This window comes from Variovorax sp. P2_H12, assembly GCF_056403395.1.
The window spans coordinates 107,264-126,565 of sequence record NZ_JBFUFO010000018.1 but is presented as its reverse complement, the minus strand read 5'-3'; the positions used below and the strand labels follow the sequence as shown (position 1 = coordinate 126,565).

18 protein-coding genes and 1 pseudogene are annotated in these 19,302 nt (G+C 69.7%); 2 read left to right on the top strand and 17 right to left on the bottom strand.

Annotation, left to right across the window (positions count from 1 at the left end; genetic code table 11):
• Window positions 1-21 precede the first annotated feature (21 nt).
• Window positions 22-1,005: a Bug family tripartite tricarboxylate transporter substrate binding protein gene (locus tag AC1DYK_RS14875; protein ID WP_478167034.1), complete on the bottom strand. Its 984-nt coding sequence runs from the start codon at window positions 1,003-1,005 to the stop codon at window positions 22-24.
• Window positions 1,006-1,124: 119 nt separating this feature from the next.
• Here AC1DYK_RS14875 and AC1DYK_RS14870 point away from each other — a divergent pair.
• Both AC1DYK_RS14870 and adhP read left to right on the top strand, forming a co-directional pair.
• Window positions 1,125-1,280: pseudogene (locus AC1DYK_RS14870) on the top strand (aldehyde dehydrogenase); the annotation flags it as partial.
• Window positions 1,281-1,298: 18 nt separating this feature from the next.
• On the top strand, window positions 1,299-2,330 hold the full coding sequence (adhP, locus tag AC1DYK_RS14865; protein WP_478167033.1) for an alcohol dehydrogenase AdhP: 1,032 nt from the start codon (window positions 1,299-1,301) through the stop codon (window positions 2,328-2,330).
• Window positions 2,331-2,445: 115 nt separating this feature from the next.
• Here the strand turns inward: adhP and AC1DYK_RS14860 are convergent, their stop codons facing one another.
• The 16 genes from AC1DYK_RS14860 to AC1DYK_RS14785 form a co-directional block, all read right to left on the bottom strand.
• The gene (locus AC1DYK_RS14860; protein ID WP_478167032.1) at window positions 2,446-3,309 is read right to left on the bottom strand and encodes an isocitrate lyase/PEP mutase family protein; all 864 of its coding nucleotides are present in this window, start codon (window positions 3,307-3,309) and stop codon (window positions 2,446-2,448) included.
• Window positions 3,299-4,732 (bottom strand): FAD-dependent oxidoreductase, encoded by a 1,434-nt coding sequence (locus tag AC1DYK_RS14855; RefSeq protein WP_478167031.1) that lies wholly within the window; start codon window positions 4,730-4,732, stop codon window positions 3,299-3,301. The genes AC1DYK_RS14860 and AC1DYK_RS14855 overlap by 11 nt, the downstream gene beginning before the upstream one ends.
• Complete coding sequence (locus AC1DYK_RS14850; RefSeq protein ID WP_478167030.1) at window positions 4,729-5,340, bottom strand: cysteine hydrolase family protein; 612 nt, start codon at window positions 5,338-5,340, stop codon at window positions 4,729-4,731. Before AC1DYK_RS14850 ends, AC1DYK_RS14855 begins: the two co-directional genes overlap by 4 nt.
• Entirely contained in the window at window positions 5,337-7,409 is a 2,073-nt protein-coding gene (locus AC1DYK_RS14845) for a hydantoinase/oxoprolinase family protein (RefSeq protein ID WP_478167029.1), read from the bottom strand. The genes AC1DYK_RS14850 and AC1DYK_RS14845 overlap by 4 nt, the downstream gene beginning before the upstream one ends.
• Window positions 7,406-9,106: a hydantoinase B/oxoprolinase family protein gene (locus AC1DYK_RS14840; RefSeq protein WP_478167028.1), complete on the bottom strand. Its 1,701-nt coding sequence runs from the start codon at window positions 9,104-9,106 to the stop codon at window positions 7,406-7,408. Before AC1DYK_RS14840 ends, AC1DYK_RS14845 begins: the two co-directional genes overlap by 4 nt.
• On the bottom strand, window positions 9,103-9,609 hold the full coding sequence (locus tag AC1DYK_RS14835; protein WP_478167027.1) for a LeuD/DmdB family oxidoreductase small subunit: 507 nt from the start codon (window positions 9,607-9,609) through the stop codon (window positions 9,103-9,105). The genes AC1DYK_RS14840 and AC1DYK_RS14835 overlap by 4 nt, the downstream gene beginning before the upstream one ends.
• The gene (locus AC1DYK_RS14830) at window positions 9,606-10,898 is read right to left on the bottom strand and encodes a 3-isopropylmalate dehydratase large subunit (RefSeq protein ID WP_478167026.1); all 1,293 of its coding nucleotides are present in this window, start codon (window positions 10,896-10,898) and stop codon (window positions 9,606-9,608) included. The genes AC1DYK_RS14835 and AC1DYK_RS14830 overlap by 4 nt, the downstream gene beginning before the upstream one ends.
• The gene (locus tag AC1DYK_RS14825; protein ID WP_478167025.1) at window positions 10,895-11,848 is read right to left on the bottom strand and encodes a tripartite tricarboxylate transporter substrate binding protein; all 954 of its coding nucleotides are present in this window, start codon (window positions 11,846-11,848) and stop codon (window positions 10,895-10,897) included. Before AC1DYK_RS14825 ends, AC1DYK_RS14830 begins: the two co-directional genes overlap by 4 nt.
• A gap of 41 nt (window positions 11,849-11,889) precedes the next feature.
• On the bottom strand, window positions 11,890-12,600 hold the full coding sequence (locus tag AC1DYK_RS14820) for an ABC transporter ATP-binding protein (RefSeq protein ID WP_478167024.1): 711 nt from the start codon (window positions 12,598-12,600) through the stop codon (window positions 11,890-11,892).
• Window positions 12,597-13,364: an ABC transporter ATP-binding protein gene (locus tag AC1DYK_RS14815; RefSeq protein ID WP_478167023.1), complete on the bottom strand. Its 768-nt coding sequence runs from the start codon at window positions 13,362-13,364 to the stop codon at window positions 12,597-12,599. The genes AC1DYK_RS14820 and AC1DYK_RS14815 overlap by 4 nt, the downstream gene beginning before the upstream one ends.
• Window positions 13,357-14,337 carry a branched-chain amino acid ABC transporter permease gene (locus AC1DYK_RS14810; protein WP_478167022.1) on the bottom strand — a complete coding sequence of 327 codons (981 nt, stop codon included), beginning with the start codon at window positions 14,335-14,337 and terminating at the stop codon, window positions 13,357-13,359. The genes AC1DYK_RS14815 and AC1DYK_RS14810 overlap by 8 nt, the downstream gene beginning before the upstream one ends.
• Window positions 14,334-15,206, bottom strand: a complete 873-nt coding sequence (locus tag AC1DYK_RS14805) for a branched-chain amino acid ABC transporter permease (RefSeq protein WP_478167021.1) — start codon at window positions 15,204-15,206, stop codon at window positions 14,334-14,336. Before AC1DYK_RS14805 ends, AC1DYK_RS14810 begins: the two co-directional genes overlap by 4 nt.
• 64 nt (window positions 15,207-15,270) lie before the next feature.
• Entirely contained in the window at window positions 15,271-16,491 is a 1,221-nt protein-coding gene (locus tag AC1DYK_RS14800) for an ABC transporter substrate-binding protein (protein WP_478167020.1), read from the bottom strand.
• Between the two features lie 19 nt (window positions 16,492-16,510).
• Window positions 16,511-17,293 (bottom strand): GntR family transcriptional regulator, encoded by a 783-nt coding sequence (locus AC1DYK_RS14795; RefSeq protein ID WP_478158130.1) that lies wholly within the window; start codon window positions 17,291-17,293, stop codon window positions 16,511-16,513.
• A gap of 142 nt (window positions 17,294-17,435) precedes the next feature.
• The gene (locus tag AC1DYK_RS14790) at window positions 17,436-18,365 is read right to left on the bottom strand and encodes a branched-chain amino acid ABC transporter permease (protein ID WP_478167019.1); all 930 of its coding nucleotides are present in this window, start codon (window positions 18,363-18,365) and stop codon (window positions 17,436-17,438) included.
• Window positions 18,366-18,367: 2 nt separating this feature from the next.
• Complete coding sequence (locus AC1DYK_RS14785) at window positions 18,368-19,240, bottom strand: branched-chain amino acid ABC transporter permease (protein WP_478167018.1); 873 nt, start codon at window positions 19,238-19,240, stop codon at window positions 18,368-18,370.
• Window positions 19,241-19,302: the final 62 nt, after the last annotated feature.

Here is a 19,302-nt window from a genome sequence, read left to right as displayed (position 1 = left end):
GTCTGTCCTCATCTGAAAAAACTACTGGCGCGGAATGCCGGCGGCGGCGATCACGCCGCTCCAGCGCCGGATCTCGCCGTCGAGCAGCGCGGCCAGTTCCTCGGGACTGCCGGCGCGCGGCTGCACGTTCAGCGCCGCCAGTTGCTGCTGCACTTCGGCCGATGCCAGCGCGGCGCGAACCGCGCGGTTGAGCCGGTCGATGCGCTCGCGCGGCGTCCTGGCGGGCGCGGCCAGCGCGTTCCAGGAGCGCACGTCGAAATCCTTCAGCCCGGCCCCCTCGCCCACCGTGGCGACGGCCGGCAGGGCCGGGTTGCGTCGCTCGCCCATCACGGCGAGCGCGCGCAGCGCCTTGCCCGAGATCTGAGGCATGACCGGCGAGAGGATCTCGACACCGGCGTCGATCTGGCCGCTGCGCAGCGCCGTCACCACGGCCGGCGTGCCGTTGAAGGGCACCACCTGGACGTCGATGCCGGCCCGGCTCTTGAACAGTTCCGCCGCGAGGTTTTGCGTGCTGCCGATGTTGACCGTGCCGATGTTCAGTTTTCCGGGCCGCGCCTTGGCCGCCGCCACGAGATCCTCCAGACTGCGCAGCGGCGAAGCCTCGGGCACCACGATCGCGAGGTCGAAGTAGCCCAGCAGCGAGATCGGTGCGAAGTCCTTGCGGGTGTCGAAGGGCAGGCGCTGGAACAGGCCCTCGCTTACGGCCGTGCCGTTGCTCATGAGCAGCAGCGTGAGGCCATCCGGCGCCGCGCTGGCCACCGTCGTGCCGGCCACCACGCCGCCGGCACCGGGGCGGTTGTCGACCACCACCGGCTGGCCGAGCTGGCTCGCCATCGCCTTGCCGACCACCCGGGCCGTGAGGTCGGCGACGCCGCCGGCACCGAAGGGCACGACGAGGCGGATCGGCTGGGTGTCGCGGTTGTCGGCGTGGGCGGCGAAGGGCCAGACGGCGGCGAGGCCGAAGGCCGCTGAAGACAGAAGAAATGAACGGCGGGTGGTTCTCATGGCAGACGCACTGGCTGAAAAAGGCGGCCAGTGTAGGCCGCCCGAGGGCAGTGGCGCTCGATCGACGACCGCTTCATGGAGCGCGCCCTGAAGCGCGTGGCCAGGCCGGGCGGATGTGAACCCACTGCGACCACCAATACCCGGCGCATGCGGCATTCAGCGGTTACAAGCAATCGGGCATCGGGCGCGAGAATCACAAGATAATGCTGGACCACCACCCGCAGACCAAGAATCTGCTGGTGAGCGAATCGCAGCACCCGATGGGTTTTTTCTGAAGACGAAAGGACTTTTCGATGATTCCAAAGACGATGCGCGCGGCCGTGGTCCGCGAATTCGGCAAGCCGCTCACGCTGGAAGAAGTGCCGGTGCCGGTGCCGGACGACAACCAGATCCTGGTCAAGATCGAGGCCTCGGGCGTCTGCCACACCGACCTGCATGCCGCCGAAGGCGACTGGCCGGTCAAGCCCAATCCGCCGTTCATCCCGGGCCACGAGGGCGTGGGATTCGTGGCCGCCATCGGCCGCAACGTGAAGCACGTCAAGGAGGGCGACCGGGTGGGCGTGCCGTGGCTGCACTCGGCCTGCGGCTACTGCACGCACTGCCTGGGCGGCTGGGAGACGCTGTGCGAAGCGCAGACCAACACCGGCTATTCGGTCAACGGCGGCTTCGCCGACTACACCCTGGCCGACCCCGCCTACGTGGGCCACCTGCCGGCGCACATCGGCTTCGTCGAGATTGCGCCCGTGCTGTGCGCCGGGGTGACGGTCTACAAGGGCCTGAAGGTCACCGATTGCCGGCCCGGCGACTGGGTCGCGATCTCGGGCATCGGCGGGCTCGGCCACATGGCGGTGCAGTACGCGCGGGCCATGGGCCTGAACGTGGCCGCGATCGACGTCGAGGACGACAAGCTCGAATTGGCGAAGAAGCTCGGCGCCGCCGTCACGGTGAACGCGCGCACCACCGACCCGGTCGCCTATCTGCAGAAGGAGATCGGCGGCGCGCATGGCGCTTTGATCACGGCGGTCTCGCCCAAGGCCTTCGAGCAGGGGCTGGGGCTGGTGCGCCGCGGCGGCACGGTCTCGCTCAACGGCCTGCCGCCGGGAGATTTCCCGCTGCCGATCTTCTCGATGGTGCTGCGCGGCATCACGGTGCGGGGCTCGATCGTGGGCACGCGGCTCGACCTGCAGGAATCGCTGGAGTTCGCCGCCCGCGGCGAGGTCAAGGCCACCGTGTCGACCGAGAAGCTGGAGAACATCAACGCGGTGTTCGCCCGCATGCACAAGGGGCAGATCCAGGGCCGCGTGGTGATCGACATGTCGGCCTGAGTCCGGTCCCCGCGCCGCGTCGGCGCGGGCGGCCCAGCCGCGGGGCGGCAACCGGCGGCGCGGCCGGCATTCAACGTCGTCTCATGCGCACGGTCCTGCTCCGCAGGCGCGCGGCTCACTCGTACCGCCGGCCCTGCGCCATCAGCTGCGGCGTCCCGATCACTTCGTTGAGTCCATCGAAGTCCAGCATCCGATCCCGCCACGGCAGCGTCGTGCGATGCGCCTGCAGGCTCGCGTAGTAGCCCTGCAGCGCATGCACCACCGCGCGGGCCGTGCCGCCCGGAAAGATCGCGATGCGGAAGCCGTGCGCCTGCAGCGCATCCGCGTCCTGCACCGGCGTCTTGCCGCCCTCGACCATGTTCGCCAGCAGCGGCACGCGGTGCGCGAATCGCTTGCAGGCCCGATCCATCTGCTCAGGCGAACGCAGCGCCTCGACGAACAGGGCGTCGACGCCGGTCTCCAGGTAGGCCTCCGCGCGGTCGAGCGCGGCGTCGAGCCCCTCGACCGCGAGCGCGTCCGTGCGTGCCAGGATCAGCGTGGCGTCGGAAGCCCGCGCGTCCAGCGCCGCCTTCAGCTTGCCGACCATCTCGCGCTCGGGCACCACGGTCTTGCCGTCGAGATGGCCGCAGCGTTTCGGGAACCCCTGGTCCTCGATCTGGATCATCGCCGCGCCGGCCCGCTCGAAGCCGCGCACGGTGCGCTGGGTGTTGAGCGCGTTGCCGAAGCCGGTGTCGGCATCGACGATCACCGGCAGGCCGACGCGCTCGGTGATGCGCGCCAGCGTGTCCTCCACCTCGGTGAAGGTGGTGAGCCCGACATCGGAGCGCGCGAGCCGCGTGTAGGCGATCGAGGCGCCCGAGAGGTACAGCGCCTCGAAGCCGGCCTGCTCCGCCACCAGGGCGCTGAGTGCGTCGTAGACGCCCGGCGCCAGCACGATGTCGTTGCGCGCGAGGCGCGACTTGAATGATTCATCGGCCATGGGATGCCTTCCTTTCCTTGATCAGCGCGGCGGCGGTGCGCGCCGCGATAGAGCCGCCTGCGACTGCGCTCAGCAGGCCGTTGCCCGACAGATAGCCCCAGACCTGGTCGCCCGAGACGCCGCCCGCGGCGCCGCCGGCCGCCAGCAGGTTCGGCAGCGGCGAGCCGTCCTGCCGCAGCACGCGCGCATCCGGCGCGATGTCGAGTCCGCCTTGCGTGTGGAACAGCGCGCCCGTGACCTTGACCGCGAAGTACGGCGCGGCCAGCGCGCGCTGGACGACGCGGCCATCGGACTGCGGCACGCCGGTTTGCAGCCCATCGAGGGTCGACTGCACCGTCGCCGCATCGCAGCCGATGCAGGCCGCGAGATCGGCCACGGTGTCGCAGCGCCTGAGCGCGCCCGCAGCCTCCGCTTCGCGAAAATCGGGGAAGCCGCGCGCCAGTTCGAGCAACGGCGCGTCGAACACGTTCCAGGCGACAGCGCCTGGCTGCGCCAGCACATGCACCGCGGCTTCGGAATAGCCCTGCGTCTCGTCGTGGAAGCGCCGGCCCTCGCGGTTGATCTGCACGCCGCCTTCCATCATCACGGCCCAGGACATCAGCGCGCCCTGCGGCGTGACCCAGGAGCCATGCCCCTGATAGCCGCCGAGGTCGCGCAATCGGGCGCCGATCGCCTGGCCCCAGAGAATGGCGCTGCCGTCGTTGCCCACATGGCCGCCGAAGGCCGCTTCGGCCATCTCGGGCAGCAGCGCGCGGACCATCGCCGCATTGCCGCCGAAGCCGTTGCAGGCCAGCAGCAGGGCGTCGCAAGCCAGCGTTTCCTCGCGGCCATCGGGACGGCGGTAGCCGATGCCGATCACGCGGTCGGCGTCGTCGCACCACAGCGTGTCGACCAGCGCCTGCGTCAGCACCGGGATGCCTGCCGTTTCCACCGCCGCTTGCAGCCGCGCCATCAGTGCCGCACCGGTCTTCTGCGGCAGGGCATGCATCCGGTGAATGCTGTGGCCGGGATAGAGGAAGCCGTCGAGCACGATCCAGTCGAGGCCGTGCCTGGCCTGCAGGGCATCGAGTGCCGGCCCGATGGCCCCGGCATATGCCAGCACCAGGTCCGGCGCGGCGCGGCCGTGGGCCTTGGCCTGGATGTCGGCCGCGAAGCGCGCGGGACTGTCGCCCTGGATTCCTTTCTGGCGCTGCGCGTGCGTGCCGGGTGCGGGGATGAAGCCCGAAGACAGCGCGGTCGAGCCGCTCGGCACGGCATCGCGCTCGAGCAGCACGCATTCGATGCCGGCGTCGTGCAGCATCAGCGCCGCCGTGAGCCCGCAGGCGCCGGCGCCGATGATCGCCACCGGCACGTGCATCTCGGCCTCGATGTGCGAAGCACGTCGAATGCGGCGCACCGGACCCCTATCCGATTGAATCGTCATGCCAGCAACTGCACGAAGGCCGCGCAGTCCACCACCTCGGCCACGTTGCGCATGTCGGCCAGCGAGGTCTGGTGCCGCTCCTCGCCGAAGGCCGCGCAGCCGTCGGCCAGCACCAGCGTGCGGTAGTCGCGCATGTGGGCGTCGCGCACCGTGCTCGCCACGCCGCCGTTGGTGACGATGCCGCACACCGCCACGGTGTCGATGCCGGCGCGGCGCAGCACCCAGTCGAGCTGGGTGTTGAAGAAGGCCGAGTAGGCGACCTTGCTGACCGCGACGTCGACCAGGCCGGCCAGCGCGTCGACGTTCGCCTGGCCCCAGCTGCCGGGCGCGAAATCGCCCTTTCGAAGGTACGGACGCAGCGCCTTCAGGTGCGGCGACACCATCGGCTCGCCGGCCGCATCGGGCCACAGCGTGAACTGGCTCGCCGCCACCAGCCCGCCGGCGGCCTTGAGGGCGCGCGCCACGGTCGCCACGCGGTCGGGCAGCAGCAGCGCGGGCGGGTTGCTGTCGCCACCGCGGGCATAGGCGCCCTGGCCGTCGAGGAAGTCGTTCTGCAGGTCGATCACGACCAGCGCCGTGGTCGCTCCGCGGACCGGCGCTGCGCTCACGACAGCCTCACCAGCAGGTTGCCGTGCGCATCGACCTCGGCCTGGAAGCCGGGTTCGAGCCAGACGGTGGTGTCGGCCTGCTCGAGGATCGCCGGCCCGTCGATGCGTGCGCCGACCGGCAGCTCGAGCCGCGCATAGCGCAGCGCCTCGCGCCATTGCCCGTCGTGAAACACGCGCTGCGTACCCAGCGGCGCGCTGCTGCCCTCGCCGACCGGCGCAAGCACAGCCAGATCGAACTTGGGCCGCACGCCGATGCGGGCATAGCGCAGGTTCATCACGCGGATGCCGATGCCGTCGAGCACACGGCCGAAGGCAGCGCCGTAGCTGGACTCGAAGGCGGTGCGGATGGCTTCACGCGTCAAGGCTTGCGCCGTGGCTGCCGGCAGCAGCACCGGCAGCGTGTGCGTCTGGCCCGCATAGAGCATGTCGAGCGCGATCACCTCGCGCACCTCGTCGAAGCGAACGCCCGACGAATCGAGCCGCTGCTGGCAGGCCTCGGCGAGTTCGGCGATGCGCCGGCCCAGTTGCGCGACATCGAGTTCGTCGAGCGGGCGGTTGAGGGTCTGCACCGCGTCGTGCCGCATGTCGGCGATCACGCAGCCCAGCGCCGAGGTCACGCCGGGGTAGCGCGGCACGATGCCGATGGCGACGCCGACCTCGCGCATCATCGCGCACACATGCAGCGCACCGCCGCCGCCGAAGGGCATGTAGGCGAAGCGCCGCGGATCATGCCCGCGCTCGATCGACACCAGCCGGATCGCGCCGGCCATGCGCGCGTTGGCCACCGTGAGGATCGCCTCCGCCGCCTGGTAGACGTCGAGCCCCAGCGGCTTGGCGACATGCGCGTCGATGGCCTGGAACGACTTCTCGGCATCGAGCGCCGCGAGCAAGCCGCCGCCGAGCGGCCGGTCGGCGGCGATGCGGCCGAGCAGCACATTGGCATCGGTCACCGTCGGGCGCATGTTGCCGCGGCCATAGCAGGCCGGCCCGGGGATGCTGCCGGCCGACTCGGGGCCGACCTGCAGCATGCCGCTGGCGTCGACCGAGGCGATCGAGCCGCCACCGGCGCCGATGGTCTCGATCTGGATCATCGGCGAGCGGATCACCATGCCGAATTCGATCGCGGTCTGAGCCGCCAGCGCCGCCTCGCCGTTGGCGACCAGCGAGACGTCGAAGGAGGTCCCGCCCATGTCGCCGGTGATCGCGTTCGGAAAGCCTGCCGCGCGCGCGATGGCCGCGCAGGCGATCACGCCGGCCGCCGGGCCCGACAGCGCGGTGCGCACCGGCAGGTCGCTCGCGGTCTGGCGCGACATCACGCCGCCGTTGCTCTGCACCACCAGCAGTTCGCCCTCGAAGCCCTGCGCGCGCAGGTCGGATTCCAGGCGTTCGAGGTAGCTGCCCACCACGGGCTGCAGCGCGGCGTTGAGCGTGGCGGTCGAGCAGCGCTCGAACTCGCGGATCTCGGGCAGCACCTCGCAAGCCGAAGTGACATGGGCGTTCGGCCACAGCGCGCGCACCGCGGCGACCGCGAGGCGCTCGTTCTCGGGGTTGGCGTAGGTGTTGATGAAGAACACGCAGACCGCCTCGCAGCCGGCCTCCAGCAGCGCGCGTGCCTCGGCCCGCACCTGGTCGAGGTCGACCGGCGTGTGCAGCGTGCCGTCGGCCAGCACGCGCTCGTCGACCTCGCGCCGCAGGTCGCGCGGCACCACCGGCACGAAGCTGCCGCGCAGGCCCCAGGTCTCGGGCCGGTCGCGTCGGCGCATCTCGAGCACGTCGCGAAAGCCGCGGGTGGTGATGATGCCGGTGCGCGCCACCTTGCGCTCGAGCAGCGCGTTGGTGCCGACCGTGGTGCCGTGCACGATGGTCGCGATGGCCGAAGCCGAATCGGCCACGCGCGCCACGCCGTTCATGAAGCCGCGGGCTTCCTCGCCGCGGGTCGACGGCACCTTGACGATGCGCGCCGTGCCCTCGTGCTCGTCGAGCACGAAGAGGTCGGTGAAGGTGCCGCCGACGTCGACGCCGACGACCAGCCGGCCAGGGGCCTTTTCCGTGTGTGCTGCTGCTGTCATTGCGCGGCCTTCTTGTCCGTTGCTTCGCCGTTGTTCACATAGCCCATGGCCAGATCCTGTGCGCGCTGCGCGGCGCTGCGCCGTGCCGGCGCGCCCCAGCCGCCGCCGCCCGGTGTCTCGAGCCGCAGGCGCTCGCCCTGCGCCAGCCGGATGCCGTGCATCTTCGACACCATCGGCGGCCGGTGCCAGGCGCCGTCGTTCTCGTAGCTGAAGACGTTGACCGCGCCCGAACCGCCGCCCGCGATGCCCTTGGGCGGCGAACTACCGCGCTCGCCGAAGACATAGACCTCGGCCTCCTTCTCGAGCAGCTCGATCTCGTAGATCGCGCCCAGGCCGCCGCGGAACTGGCCGTCGCCGCCGGAGCCGGGGCGCAGCGCCCATTCGGTGAAGCGCACCGGGTAGGCGGCCTCGAGGATTTCCAGCGGTGGGATGGTCGCGGTCGAAATCGGCGCGTTGGCATGCGAGAGCCCGTCGCCGCCCGAATGGCCACCGTGGCCGCCGCCGAAGAAGCTGAACATCACCCAGCGCTGGCCACGGCGGGGCCCGTCGCTGCGGTGACCCGCGATCGACAGCGCGTTGATCGTGCCGTAGGCCTGCGCCACGGCGCGCGACGGATCGGCCTGCGCGGTGGCGCTGAAGATCACGTCGATCATGCGCAGGATGGTCTCGGTGTAGCCACCGACCGGACGCGGCCGCTCGGCGCTGATCACCAGCCGGTCGGGGATCAGGAAATCGACCGCGTCGAGCACGCCGGCATTCGCCGGCACATCGGGAAACACATGCTTGAGCGCCACGTAGCAGGCCGCGATCGCGGTGGCGCGCGAGATGTTCACCGGCCCTGCGCATTGCGGCGAGGTGCGAGAGAAGTCGAGCAGCAGGCGGTCGCCCGCCACCGTCATGTCGAGCGCGATGGTCAGCGGCTCGTTGACGATGCCGTCGTTGTCGAGCACGTCCTCGAAGCTGTAGCGGCCGTCCGGCAGCGAGGCGATGTGCGAGCGCATCAGGCGCAGCGCGCGGCTGCGCAGCTCGCCCATCGCCTGCAGCACCAGCGCATCGCCGTATTCGTCGAGCAGGCCGTGCAGCCGCTTGGCGCCGAGTTCGAGCGCGGCGAGCTGGCCGTTGAGGTCGCCCCACAGGCTTTCGGGCAGCCGCGTGTTGGCGCGCAGGATCGCCAGCACGTCGGGGTCGAGCACGCCGTCGCGCACGATGCGCACCGGCGGGATCTGCACCGCCTCCTGCCAGCATTCGGTGGCGGCCGGGTTGTAGTTGCCGGGCACCGCGCCGCCGACGTCATGCCAGTGCGCGGCCGAGGCCATGTAGCAATAGAGATTGCCGTCGCGGAAGAAGGGCCGCACCAGCTTGAAGTCGTTGGCATGGGTGCCGCCGTCGTAGGGGTCGTTGCTGATCCAGATGTCGCCGTCCTTCATGCCGCCGCGCGGCGCCGCCGCGGCCGCGGTCGCGCGCACCGCGAAGGCCATCGCGCCGACGAACACGGGCAGGCCCGACTTGCCCTGCACCAGCGTGTCGCCGCTCGCGGCATCGTAGAGGCCGTGGCAGGCGTCATGGGCCTCGGCGATGATCGGATTGAAGGCGCTGCGATAGAGCGTCGCGTCCATCTCGTCGGCCACCTGCTCCAGGCGGCCGCGCAGCACGGCCAGCGTGACCGGGTCCATCGAGGGGATCGGTGAATCGTTCATGGTTCGGTTCTTTCTTTGGCGAAGCGTTGCCGGAGCTGCTTCAGGAGGCCGCCCGCGCGGACCATGTCCATCAGGAAATCGGGCACGGGTTCGCAAGTCAGTGTCCGGCCGCCGGGGATCGACACCGAGGGCCGCGCCACGTCCAGGGCGACGCGGTCGCCGTCCTTCAACGACTCGACCTCGGAACACGTCAGCAGCAGGAGCCCGAGGTTGAAGGCATTGCGGAAATAGAGCCCGCCGTACGACGGCGCGATCACCGCGTCCACGCCCAGGTGCACCAGCACGGCGGCGGCTTGTTCGCGCGATGAACCGATGCCGAAGTTGGGCCCGGCGACGATCACGTCGCCGGCGCGCACCTCGCGCGCGAACCCGGGACGCACGGATTCGAGGCAATGCTGCGCGATGGTCTCGATGCCGTACTTCATCGCGTGGCCCGGCGCGAGCACGTCGGTGTCGACATCGGCGCCGAGGCGCCAGACGCGGTGCGTTGCGTGGCTACTCATTGCAGCACCTCGCGCGGATCCGCTATGTGGCCTCGCAGCGCCGATGCCGCGACCGTATAGGGCGAGCCCAGGTACACCTGCGCGCTCGGCGAGCCCATGCGGCCCTTGAAGTTGCGCGCGGTGGTGGAGATGACCGTCACGTCGTCTCCCATCGAATCGCCGTAGCCGGAACAGGCGCCGCAAGCGGTGGGAAGGAGTTCGGCACCGGCATCGAGCAGCACCTGCAGGACGCCCTCATCGCGCGCCTGTTCCTGGTCGCGCAGGCTGGCCGGCGCCACCATGAGCCGCACGCCGCTGGCGACCTTGTGGCCGCGCAGCACCTGCGCGGCGGCGCGCAGGTCGTCGAGCTTGGCGCCGGTGCAGGCGCCGATGTAGGCGACGTCGATGGGCGTGCCGGCATAGTGGCTCACGCCATGGGCGTTGGCCGGGCTGTGCGGCGCCGCGACATAGGGTTCCAGCATGGAGGCGTCGAAGCGGTGGCGCGTGAACGCCGCGTCGGCATCGGTGAACCACGGCGCGGTATCCACCGGTGGCGCACCGGCCTCGGCCAGGAACGCGGAGGTGATCGCGTCGGGCGCGATCAGGCCGGCCTGCGCGCCGAGCTCGGCGCTCATGTTCGACAGCGTCATGCGCTCCTGCATCGACAGCGCCCGCACCGCCGGGCCGCAGAACTCGACCGCCTGGTAGCGGCCGCCGTTCATGCCGAAGCGCGCCAGCATGTGCAGCATCATGTCCTTGGCGGTGACGCCGGCGGGCAGCGCGCCGTCCCACCACATCTGGATCGTCTCGGGCACGCGCAGCCAGATCTCGCCGGTGACCACCACCCCGAGCATCTCGGTGCTGCCGACGCCGAACATGTAGGCGCCGAAGGCGCCGCCGGTGGGCGAATGCGAATCGCCGCCGACGCACAGCATGCCCGGGCGGATGTGGCCGTGCTGCGGCACCACCACGTGGCAGATGCCCTGGCTGTCGTAGACGTGCGGCAGCTGCTGGTCGCGCGCCCAGTCGCGCGCGATGCGCACGATGCGGCGCGAGTCGTCGTCGCGTTCGGGCACGTAGTGGTCCATCACCAGCACGATGCGAGAGCGGTCCCAGAGCTGCGCCCCGAGCTCCTCGAGCATGGGCTGCAGCCGGCGCGGACCCGAGGAGTCGTGGAACATCGCCAGGTCGACCGCGCAGGTGACGATCTCGCCCACCGCGACGGCCTCGCGGCCGCAGGCGCGGGCGATGAGCTTCTGCGCCAGCGTTTGCGGCGGCGCAGCCGTTTGGATGGAAGTCGAAGTGCTCATTCCGGCTTGGCTCCCGAAAACTTGACCACCTGGGCCCAGCGCTTGATCTCGCTCTGGACGAAGGGGCCGAACTGCTCCGGCGTATTGCCGACCGGGATCACGCCCTCGCTGGCGAAACGCTTGCGCATCGCCGGCTCGCCGATCGCCTGACGCGCCGCGTCGGCGACGCGGCGCGTGAGCTCGGGCGGCATGTGCGCCGGCCCGAACAGTCCGAACCAGGCGCTCGACTCGTAGCCGGGCAGGGTCTCGGCAATGGCCGGCAGCTCCGGGAACTCGGGCAGGCGCCGGGCCGAGGTCACGCCCAGCGCCTTGAGCTTGCCGGCCAGGATGTGCTGCTGCACGTTGCCGACCGCCGCGAACATCAGCTGCACCTGGCCCGCGAGCACGTCCTGCACGGCCGGTGCGGTGCCCCGGTACGGGATGTTGACGATGTACACGCCCGACTGCATCTTGAAGGCCTCGCCGGCCATGTGCAGCGAGGAACCCAGCGCGCCGATCGCGAAGTTGAGCTGGCCCGGCTTCGCCTTGGCCAGCGCGATCAGCTCGCGCACGTTGTTCGCCGGCACCGACGGATGGGCGACCAGGATCGACGGCGAGGTCGCGACGCAGGTCAGTGCCGTGAAGTCCTTCACCGGGTCGAAGGGCAGCGTGGGATAGAGCGAGGCGTTGATCGCATGGCTGGTGAAGCTCATCAGCAGCGTGTTGCCGTCGGGCGCCGCCTTGGCGACCGCATCGGCGGCGATATTGCCGCCGGCGCCGGGCCGGTTCTCGACGATCACGGTGCGGCCCAGCACCGGGCCCATGCCGGCAGCGAGCGTGCGGGCGATGGTGTCGGTCGAGCCGCCGGCCGGCGCGCCGACCAGAATGCGAACGGGCGCGTTGCCGACCTGGGCCTGGGCGGCGCCGGCCAGTGCGGCCATGGATGCGATCAGGATGTCTCTGCGTTTCATTGGATCACTCCGAGGGTTTCACAAGGCAATCCGGGCGGCGCTCACAGGCCCAGGTAGGCCCGGCGCAGTTCGTCGCTGCCGAGCAGGTCATCCGGCGCGCCCGAGAAGCGCACGCTGCCGTTCTCCAGCACGTAGGCGCGGTCCGCGATCTCCAGCGACTGGCCGACGTTCTGCTCGACCAGCAGCACGGCCAGGCCGCCGTCGCGCAGTTGCCGGATCAGCGTGAACATCTCTTCGACCAGCAGCGGCGACAGGCCCAGCGAAGGCTCGTCGAGGATCAGCAGCACGGGCTCTGCCATCAGCCCGCGGCCGATGGCCAGCATCTGCTGCTCGCCGCCGCTCATGGTGCCGGCGTTCTGCCGGATGCGCTCGCGCAGGCGCGGGAAGATGTCGAACACCTTGTCGAGATTCGCGGCCCGGCGCTCGCGGGCCCGCGTGAAGGAGCCGAGCTCGAGGTTCTCGAGCACGCTGAGGTTCGGGAACACCTTGCGGCCTTCGGGCACCTGGATCAGGCCGGCCTTGACGACCTCGCGGTAGTGCGCGCCGCTCAGGTCCTTGCCGTCGAAGCGCACGCTGCCGCTCCAGGCCGGGCAGAGGCCGCAGACCATCTTGTTCAAGGTCGACTTGCCGGCGCCATTGCTGCCCAGCAGCGCGACCATCTCTCCGGCATGCACCTGCAGGTCGACGCCGCGCAGCACCTCGACGCGGCCGTAGCCGCCGCGCAGGCCCTGGATGTCAAGCAAGGCGGTCATGCGTGATTTCCCTTCGCGGCCGCCGCCTTGCGCAGCCGCGCCGCGGTGCCGTGGCCGAGGTAGGCCTCGACCACCTTGTCGTTCGACGTCACCTGGGCCGGACTGCCCTCGGCGATCAGCTGGCCCTGCGCCAGCACCCAGACATGCTCGGCCAGGTTCATCACGGCCTGCATCACGTGCTCGATCATCAGCACCGTGACGCCGCCGTCGGCGATGCCGCGCACCACCGGCATCATCTCGGCGATCTCCTGCGGATTGAGGCCGGCGAGCACTTCGTCGAGCAGCAGCAGGCGCGGCTCGGTGGCGAGTGCACGGGCCAGTTCGAGCCGCTTGCGGCCGGCGACCGTGAGGTCGGAGGCCGGCTTGTCGAGTTGCGCCGCGAGCCCGACACGCTGCGCCACTTCATCGGCCCGCCGCAGTGCCGCGCCGCGACTGCGCTCGTGCAGGTGCACGCCGACCGCGATGTTCTCGCGCACGGTCTGGGCCGCGAAGGGCTTCACGATCTGGAAGGTGCGCGTCATGCCGAGCATGGCGTTGCGATGCGGCTCGCGGCCGGTGATGTCCTGGCCGGCAAAGCGCACCGTGCCGGCATCGGGCTTCAAGAAGCCCGACATCAGCGCAAACAGCGTGGTCTTGCCGGCGCCGTTGGGGCCGATCAGCGCCGTGAGGCTGCCCTCGGACACCGAGAGGCTCACGTCCTGCACCGCCTTCAGGCCGCCGAAGGAGCGCGAGACGCCATTCAATACGAGCAGCGGTTCAGCCACGGGGACCTCCCAACGCCTGCGCCCACAGTTGCCGCACCGAGAGCCCCAGGCCCGCGATGCCGCGCGGCAGGAAGATCACGATCAGCACCAGCACCGTGCCGTAGATCACCATGTTGATGCCGGGCAGCTCGCCGAACAGGTTGCGCGTCAGGTCGGCGAGCAGATGCAGCACCACCGCGCCCAGCACCGGGCCCCACAAGGTGCCGACGCCACCGACGATGGCCGCCACCAGCGCCTCGACCGAGGTGGCCGGGCCGTAGGCGATGCCGGGGTCGATGTACTGGAACACCTGCACGTAGAACGCACCGGCCGCGCCCATGAAGGCGGCCGAGATGCCGATCGCGCCGAGCTTCACGCGGAACGGGTTCACGCCCACCGCGCGCGCCGCGTCCTCGTTGTCGCGCACCGCCTGCAGCCAGGCGCCGAAGCGTCCGTTGCGCAGCCACCAGCTGACCAGCAGCGCCGCCGTGACGAAGGCCAGCACCACCCACAGGTAGCCGGCGCGCGAGGCGAACTGCAGGTTCGACGGCGCCTCGCGCAGCGGCAGCATCAGGCCGACACCGCCGCCGGTGAAGGGCACCGACAGCGCAACGATGCGGAAGACCTCGGCGAACGCCAGCGTGACCAGCGCGAAGTAGGAGCCCTTGAGCCCGTAGCGGAAGGTCAGCGCGCCGATGAACAAGCCGACGCAGGCGGCACCGACGACCGCCAGTCCGAGCGCGACCCAGGCATTGATGCCGCCCTGCAGTTGCGCAATCGCCTGGATGTAGGCACCGGAACCGAAGAACAGGGCATGGCCGAAGGAGAACTGGCCGCCGAAGCCGCCCAGGATGTTCCAGGCCTGCGCGATGAGCGTGGCGTAGAGCGCCATCATCACGAAGTTGAGGGTCGCGCCCGAGTGGCTGACCAGCGGCACGCAAGCCACCAGCACCGTGAAGAGCGCAATACCGACCAGTTGACGTGGACCACTCATTCCTTCGCTCCGAACATGCCCTGCGGCCGAAACAAGACGACCCCGATGAAGATCGCGAAGATGCCGATCTGCCCCAGCGACTCGCCGAGGTACAGGCCGCCGAGCGACTCGACCACGCCGACCAGGAAGCCGCCGATCAGCGCGCCGACGAAGCTGCCCATGCCGCCCAGCACCACGATCGTGAAGGCCACCAGCACGAAGCCGCCGCCCACCTGCGGGTTCACGTAGTAGGCCGGCAGCAGGAAGCAGGCGGCCGCGCCGAGACAGGCCAGGCCGATGCCGAAGCTCATCGCGTAGACATGGTCGACGTCGATGCCCATCAGCTTGGCGCCCTCCTTCTCCTTCGCGACCGCGCGGATCGCGCGGCCCAGGTCGGTGCGGCCCATGACCCAGAACAGCAGCGCCGACACCACCAGCGCACCGGCGAAGGCCACCAGCTTGGGCACCGCGATCATCGCGGGGCCGATGGCGACCGTGCTGAGCGAATAGGCGGTGTCGATGTTGCGCGTGTCCGACTTGAAGAACAGCAGCGCCAGGTTCTCCATCACGATCGCGATGCCGAGCGTGACCAGCAGGATGTTCTCGTCCTTGCCGTGGCCGGCGCGGTTGATCACGATGCGCTGCAGCCCGTAGCCGAGCGCGAACATGCCCGGGATCACGATCGGCAGCGCCAGGTAGGGATCGATGCCCCAGCGCTCCTTGAGGAAGTACACCGCATACAGAGCCAGCATCAGCGCGGCGCCGTGCGCGAAGTTGATGATGTGCAGCACGCCGTAGATCAGCGTGAGGCCGAGTGCGATCAGGGCATAGACCGCGCCGGTCGTCAGGCCGTTCAGGACCGACGAGAAGAGGATGCTGGGGTCGAACATGGTGCGGTGTCGGCGTGAGACCCGCCCGCACCGCGGCGCGCGGCAGGGCGTCTTGCTTGCTGGTTCAGGCGTTGAGCGGGAAGAGCGGCTCGACCTCGCGGAACTCGCGCGGGATGATCACCTTGATGTCGTTCTTCACGACCTGCGTCATCAGCGGCTGCGCGCCCTCGTTCTGGCCATTGGCGAACTTCGTCGGGCCGTACGGCATGATGTGACTCGAGAAAGTGCTCTTCTCCAGCGCATCGATGATGGCGGCGCGCTCGCTCGACCCGGCGCGCTCCAGGGCGTCGGCCAGCAGGCCCATCGCGGTATAGGTCATGAAGACCTCGTAGCTGAAGAACTGGCCCTGCGCCTCGACCCGCTTTCGCAGCTCGGCCGAGCGCTTGTCCTTCGGGTTGAACCAGTGGTTGCAGTCGATGATGCCGTTGGCCGCGTCCGGAAACTCCTTGACGAACTTGTAGCTCGATGCCGCCCCGCCCAGCACCGAGAAGATCGCCTTGGGCTTGACCTTCTGCTGCTGCATGGTGCGCACCAGCAGCGCGTACTCGTTGTAGTAGTTGGCCGGAATCACGATGTCGGGGTTGATCGACTTCATGCGCAGCACGATGTTGTTGAAGTCGCGTGTCGGGTTGGCGTGCTTCACGACCTCCTTGACGTCGAAGCCGTAGCCCGGCAGTTCGCGCGCCAGCAGCGCCGCGGTGCCGGAGCCGAACAGCGAGTCCTCGTGGATGATCATCACGGTCTTGGCCGGATTGCCCGCCGCCTTGTTGAGCACCAGCAGGTTGGCCATCGCGACCTCGGTCGACTTCTTGTAGCCGGGACCGAAGCGGAAGGTGTTCTTCAGGCCGCGCTCCACGATCTGGTCGGCCACGCCGACGTCGACCACGTGCGGCAGGTTGTACTTGGCCGCCGCCTGCGTGGTGGCCAGGCAGATCGCCGAGGCGAAGGCACCGACGATGGCCGAGACGCCGGCCTCGTTCATCTTCTCGACCTCGGCCGCGCCGGCCTGCGGCTGCGATTGCGCGTCGCCGAGCAGCGCCTCGATCCTGGCGCCGCCCAGCGACTTGATGCCGCCGGCCTTGTTGATGTCCTCGATCGCCATCAGCGCCCCGAGCCGGCATTGCTGGCCCGAATAGGCCAGCGCACCGGTCACGGGATGCAGGACGCCGACCTTGATCGGCTTGGGCTGGGCGCCGGCCACCAGCGGAAATGCAAGGGCCGAGGCCATGGCGGCGGATTGCGACATGAAGCGGCGGCGGTCCTGGCGATCGAGGCGATTGGGCATGGGGCTTTTTCCTTTTTCTTCAGTTGAACTGGGCTGACACGTCTTTGCTGACCCACACCTTGGCGTCGATGCTGCCGACGCGCGACAGTTGCATCTCGTAGGTGTAGCGGTCGGGCCGGTAGAAGCCGTGCAGCCACTGCACCGGGCGTTCGGCTTCGTCGTAGATCAGGCGGCGCACGGCCAGCAGGGCCGAGCCGACCGAGACTTCGAGGTGCTCCGCGAGCACGTTGTCGGCCAGGCGTGCCGAGATCGTCTGGTGCGCGCGGCCGACCTTGACGCCCGACTCCTCGAGCAGCACCAGGATCGGCTTCTTCGCGAGTTCGCGGCGGCCGAACTTGCGCGCGATGTCGTTCGGCACGTAGGTCGTGATGTGCGACAGCGGCCCTTCGCGCGTCGAGCGCACGCGGACCGCTTTCTGCACCGCGTCGCCGGCTTTCAGCTGCAGCGCTTCGGCGACCTGGGCCGAGGCCGAAATCGTCGCCACGTCGATCACCTTGACCGAAGTGTGCAGGCCCATGGTCACCAGGTTCTCGAGCAGGCCGCGCAGGTTGGCGCGCGCCATGCCGTCACCCGCGCGGGGCTCGGCACCCGATGCCGGCGGAACGGGGCGTGTGCGCCGGCCAGGGTTGCGCGAGATCAGGCCTTCGGAGGACAGCTGGCCGAGCGCTCGCCGCACCGTGACGCGGGCCACGCCGAACTGCTCCATCAGCGCCAGTTCGCCCGGCAGGCCTTCGGCAAAACGACCCTCGTCGAGTTGCTCGCGCAGCACCAGATAGATCTGGTGGTACTTCGGCAAGGGCATCTGCGACATGCCCGCGATGGTTGAGCACTTCCAATGTTCTGTCAATGGGACATTTGAGGACAAACCACAGATCAATGGCCGTCCTTCGGAAGGGCACCGGCATGGTGCAGAGCCCGCCCGCCCGGCGGCGCCTGTACGCGAATCAGGAGCGCTTGCGCAGCAGCTTCGCCACCCCGCCGGGCAGCAGGAACACGAACAGGATCAGGACCATCCCGTAGACGGCCCATGGCGCGGCCTTCGAGATCTTCTCGGCCGCGGTCGGCACGAACATGATGAACAGGGCGCCGTACAGCGCCCCCGAGATCGTTCCCACGCCGCCGACCACCACGCCGACCAGCAGCGAGATCGACAGGAACATCGTGAACGAATCGGGCGCGACGAACTGCACCGCGATGGCCGACAAGGCGCCGCCGATGCCGGTGTACATCGCCGAGATGCCGAAGGCGCCGGCCTTGTAGCGGCGGTTGTCGATGCCCATGCTCTGCGCCGCCAGGGGGTGGTCGCGGATCGCGACGATCGCCCGGCCGGCGCCGCTGTGCAGCAGGTTGCGCGCCAGCGCGAACAGCGCCACCGTCACGGCCAGCGCGAACAGGTAGAGCCACTGGTCCTGCGTGAGCGGCAGGCCGAAGGGCGCGTCCGGCTTGGCCAGCACCAGGCCCTGCACGCCACCGGTCCACGGCTCCAGGTGCCTGTACTTCAGCAGCTGCGGCATCGCCACCCCGAGCGCGAAGGTGGCCAGCGCCAGGTACAGGCCTTCGAGCTTCAGTGCCGGCAGGCCGAACAGGATGCCGGCCACGAGGCAGACCGCCCCCGCGGCGGGGACAGTCGCCCAGTACGGCAGGCCGTAGCGGTCCATCAGGATCGCCGCCGCGTAGGCCCCGAGGGCATAGAAGGCGCCGTGTCCGAGCGAGACCTGCCCGTTGTAGCCGGTCACGATGTTGAGCCCCAGCAGCGCCACCGCGTACGACAGCACCATGGTGGCCTGGAACACGGCGTAGCCCTCGGCCAGGAAGGGGAAGGCGATGGCCAGCGCCAGCAAGAGCGCGGCAGCGGTGCGTTCAAAAAGGCTCATGGCTAGACCTTCACCACAATGGTCTTGCCGAACAGTCCGCTCGGCCGCACGATCAGCACGCCGACGATCAGCACCAGCGCGACCGTGAGCTTGAGCTCGGTGCCCACCACGTAGCTGCCGATCAGGTTCTCAAGCACGCCGACGATGAAGCCGCCGAGCACCGCGCCGGCCGGGCTGTCGATGCCGCCGACCAGCGCGCCGGCGAAGGCGTAGATCAGCACGCCGCCCATCATGCCCGGATCGAGGAAGACCACCGGCGCCACCAGCATGCCGGCCACGGCGCCGACCGCGCCGGCCAGGCCCCAGCCGAGCATCAGCATGCGCCCGACGTCGATGCCCACCAGCCGCGACGACGCCGGGTTCTGCGCCGCCGCCCGCATCGCGAGGCCGAGCGAGGTGAAGCGGAAGAACCCGAAGAGCAGCGCCATCACCGCCAGCGTGATGGCGATGGCCCCGACTTCATGCGCGGACATCAGGGCCGAGCCATACCAGGCCCGCTCCGGAAAGGGGCTCGGGAAGCGCTTGATCGTGAAGCCGAACCACCAGCCGGCCAGGCTGTGGAAGATCATCAAGAGGCCGATGAAGACGACCACCACCGAGAGCACCGGCGCGTCGCGCAGCGGCCGGATGACGATCCGCTCGACCAGTGCGCCCAGCACGAAGGACAGGCCCACGGTCAGCGCGAACATCGCCCAGTAGGGCAAGCCGGCCTGCAGCAGCGCCCAGCCGAGGCAGGTGGAGAACATCGCCATCTCGCCCTGCGCGAAGTTCACATGGTGGGTCGACTGATAGATCATCACCAGCGCCAGCGCGACGCTGGCGTAGATGCCGCCGGTGGCCAGGCCGGCCAGCAACTGATGCAGGAATGCTTCCATGTTCTCTCCCGTTGTTCCAGATCAGACGCCGCCGGGCCGCCCCAAGGCGGCTGCGGCCCCCT

Excerpts from the sequence above, each read along its gene's own strand:
- AC1DYK_RS14840 (WP_478167028.1), bottom strand. The coding sequence starts at position 9,106 with ATGAACGATTCACCGATCCCCTCGATGGACCCGGTCACGCTGGCCGTG.
- AC1DYK_RS14810 (WP_478167022.1), bottom strand. The coding sequence starts at position 14,337 with ATGAGTGGTCCACGTCAACTGGTCGGTATTGCGCTCTTCACGGTGCTG.
- adhP (WP_478167033.1), top strand. The coding sequence starts at position 1,299 with ATGATTCCAAAGACGATGCGCGCGGCCGTGGTCCGCGAATTCGGCAAG.
- AC1DYK_RS14855 (WP_478167031.1), bottom strand. The coding sequence starts at position 4,732 with ATGACGATTCAATCGGATAGGGGTCCGGTGCGCCGCATTCGACGTGCT.
- AC1DYK_RS14805 (WP_478167021.1), bottom strand. The coding sequence starts at position 15,206 with ATGTTCGACCCCAGCATCCTCTTCTCGTCGGTCCTGAACGGCCTGACG.
- AC1DYK_RS14820 (WP_478167024.1), bottom strand. The coding sequence starts at position 12,600 with ATGACCGCCTTGCTTGACATCCAGGGCCTGCGCGGCGGCTACGGCCGC.
- AC1DYK_RS14790 (WP_478167019.1), bottom strand. The coding sequence starts at position 18,365 with ATGAGCCTTTTTGAACGCACCGCTGCCGCGCTCTTGCTGGCGCTGGCC.
- AC1DYK_RS14825 (WP_478167025.1), bottom strand. The coding sequence starts at position 11,848 with ATGAAACGCAGAGACATCCTGATCGCATCCATGGCCGCACTGGCCGGC.
- AC1DYK_RS14835 (WP_478167027.1), bottom strand. The coding sequence starts at position 9,609 with ATGAGTAGCCACGCAACGCACCGCGTCTGGCGCCTCGGCGCCGATGTC.
- AC1DYK_RS14795 (WP_478158130.1), bottom strand. The coding sequence starts at position 17,293 with ATGCCCTTGCCGAAGTACCACCAGATCTATCTGGTGCTGCGCGAGCAA.
- AC1DYK_RS14800 (WP_478167020.1), bottom strand. The coding sequence starts at position 16,491 with ATGCCCAATCGCCTCGATCGCCAGGACCGCCGCCGCTTCATGTCGCAA.
- AC1DYK_RS14875 (WP_478167034.1), bottom strand. The coding sequence starts at position 1,005 with ATGAGAACCACCCGCCGTTCATTTCTTCTGTCTTCAGCGGCCTTCGGC.
- AC1DYK_RS14860 (WP_478167032.1), bottom strand. The coding sequence starts at position 3,309 with ATGGCCGATGAATCATTCAAGTCGCGCCTCGCGCGCAACGACATCGTG.
- AC1DYK_RS14845 (WP_478167029.1), bottom strand. The coding sequence starts at position 7,409 with ATGACAGCAGCAGCACACACGGAAAAGGCCCCTGGCCGGCTGGTCGTC.
- AC1DYK_RS14830 (WP_478167026.1), bottom strand. The coding sequence starts at position 10,898 with ATGAGCACTTCGACTTCCATCCAAACGGCTGCGCCGCCGCAAACGCTG.
- AC1DYK_RS14785 (WP_478167018.1), bottom strand. The coding sequence starts at position 19,240 with ATGGAAGCATTCCTGCATCAGTTGCTGGCCGGCCTGGCCACCGGCGGC.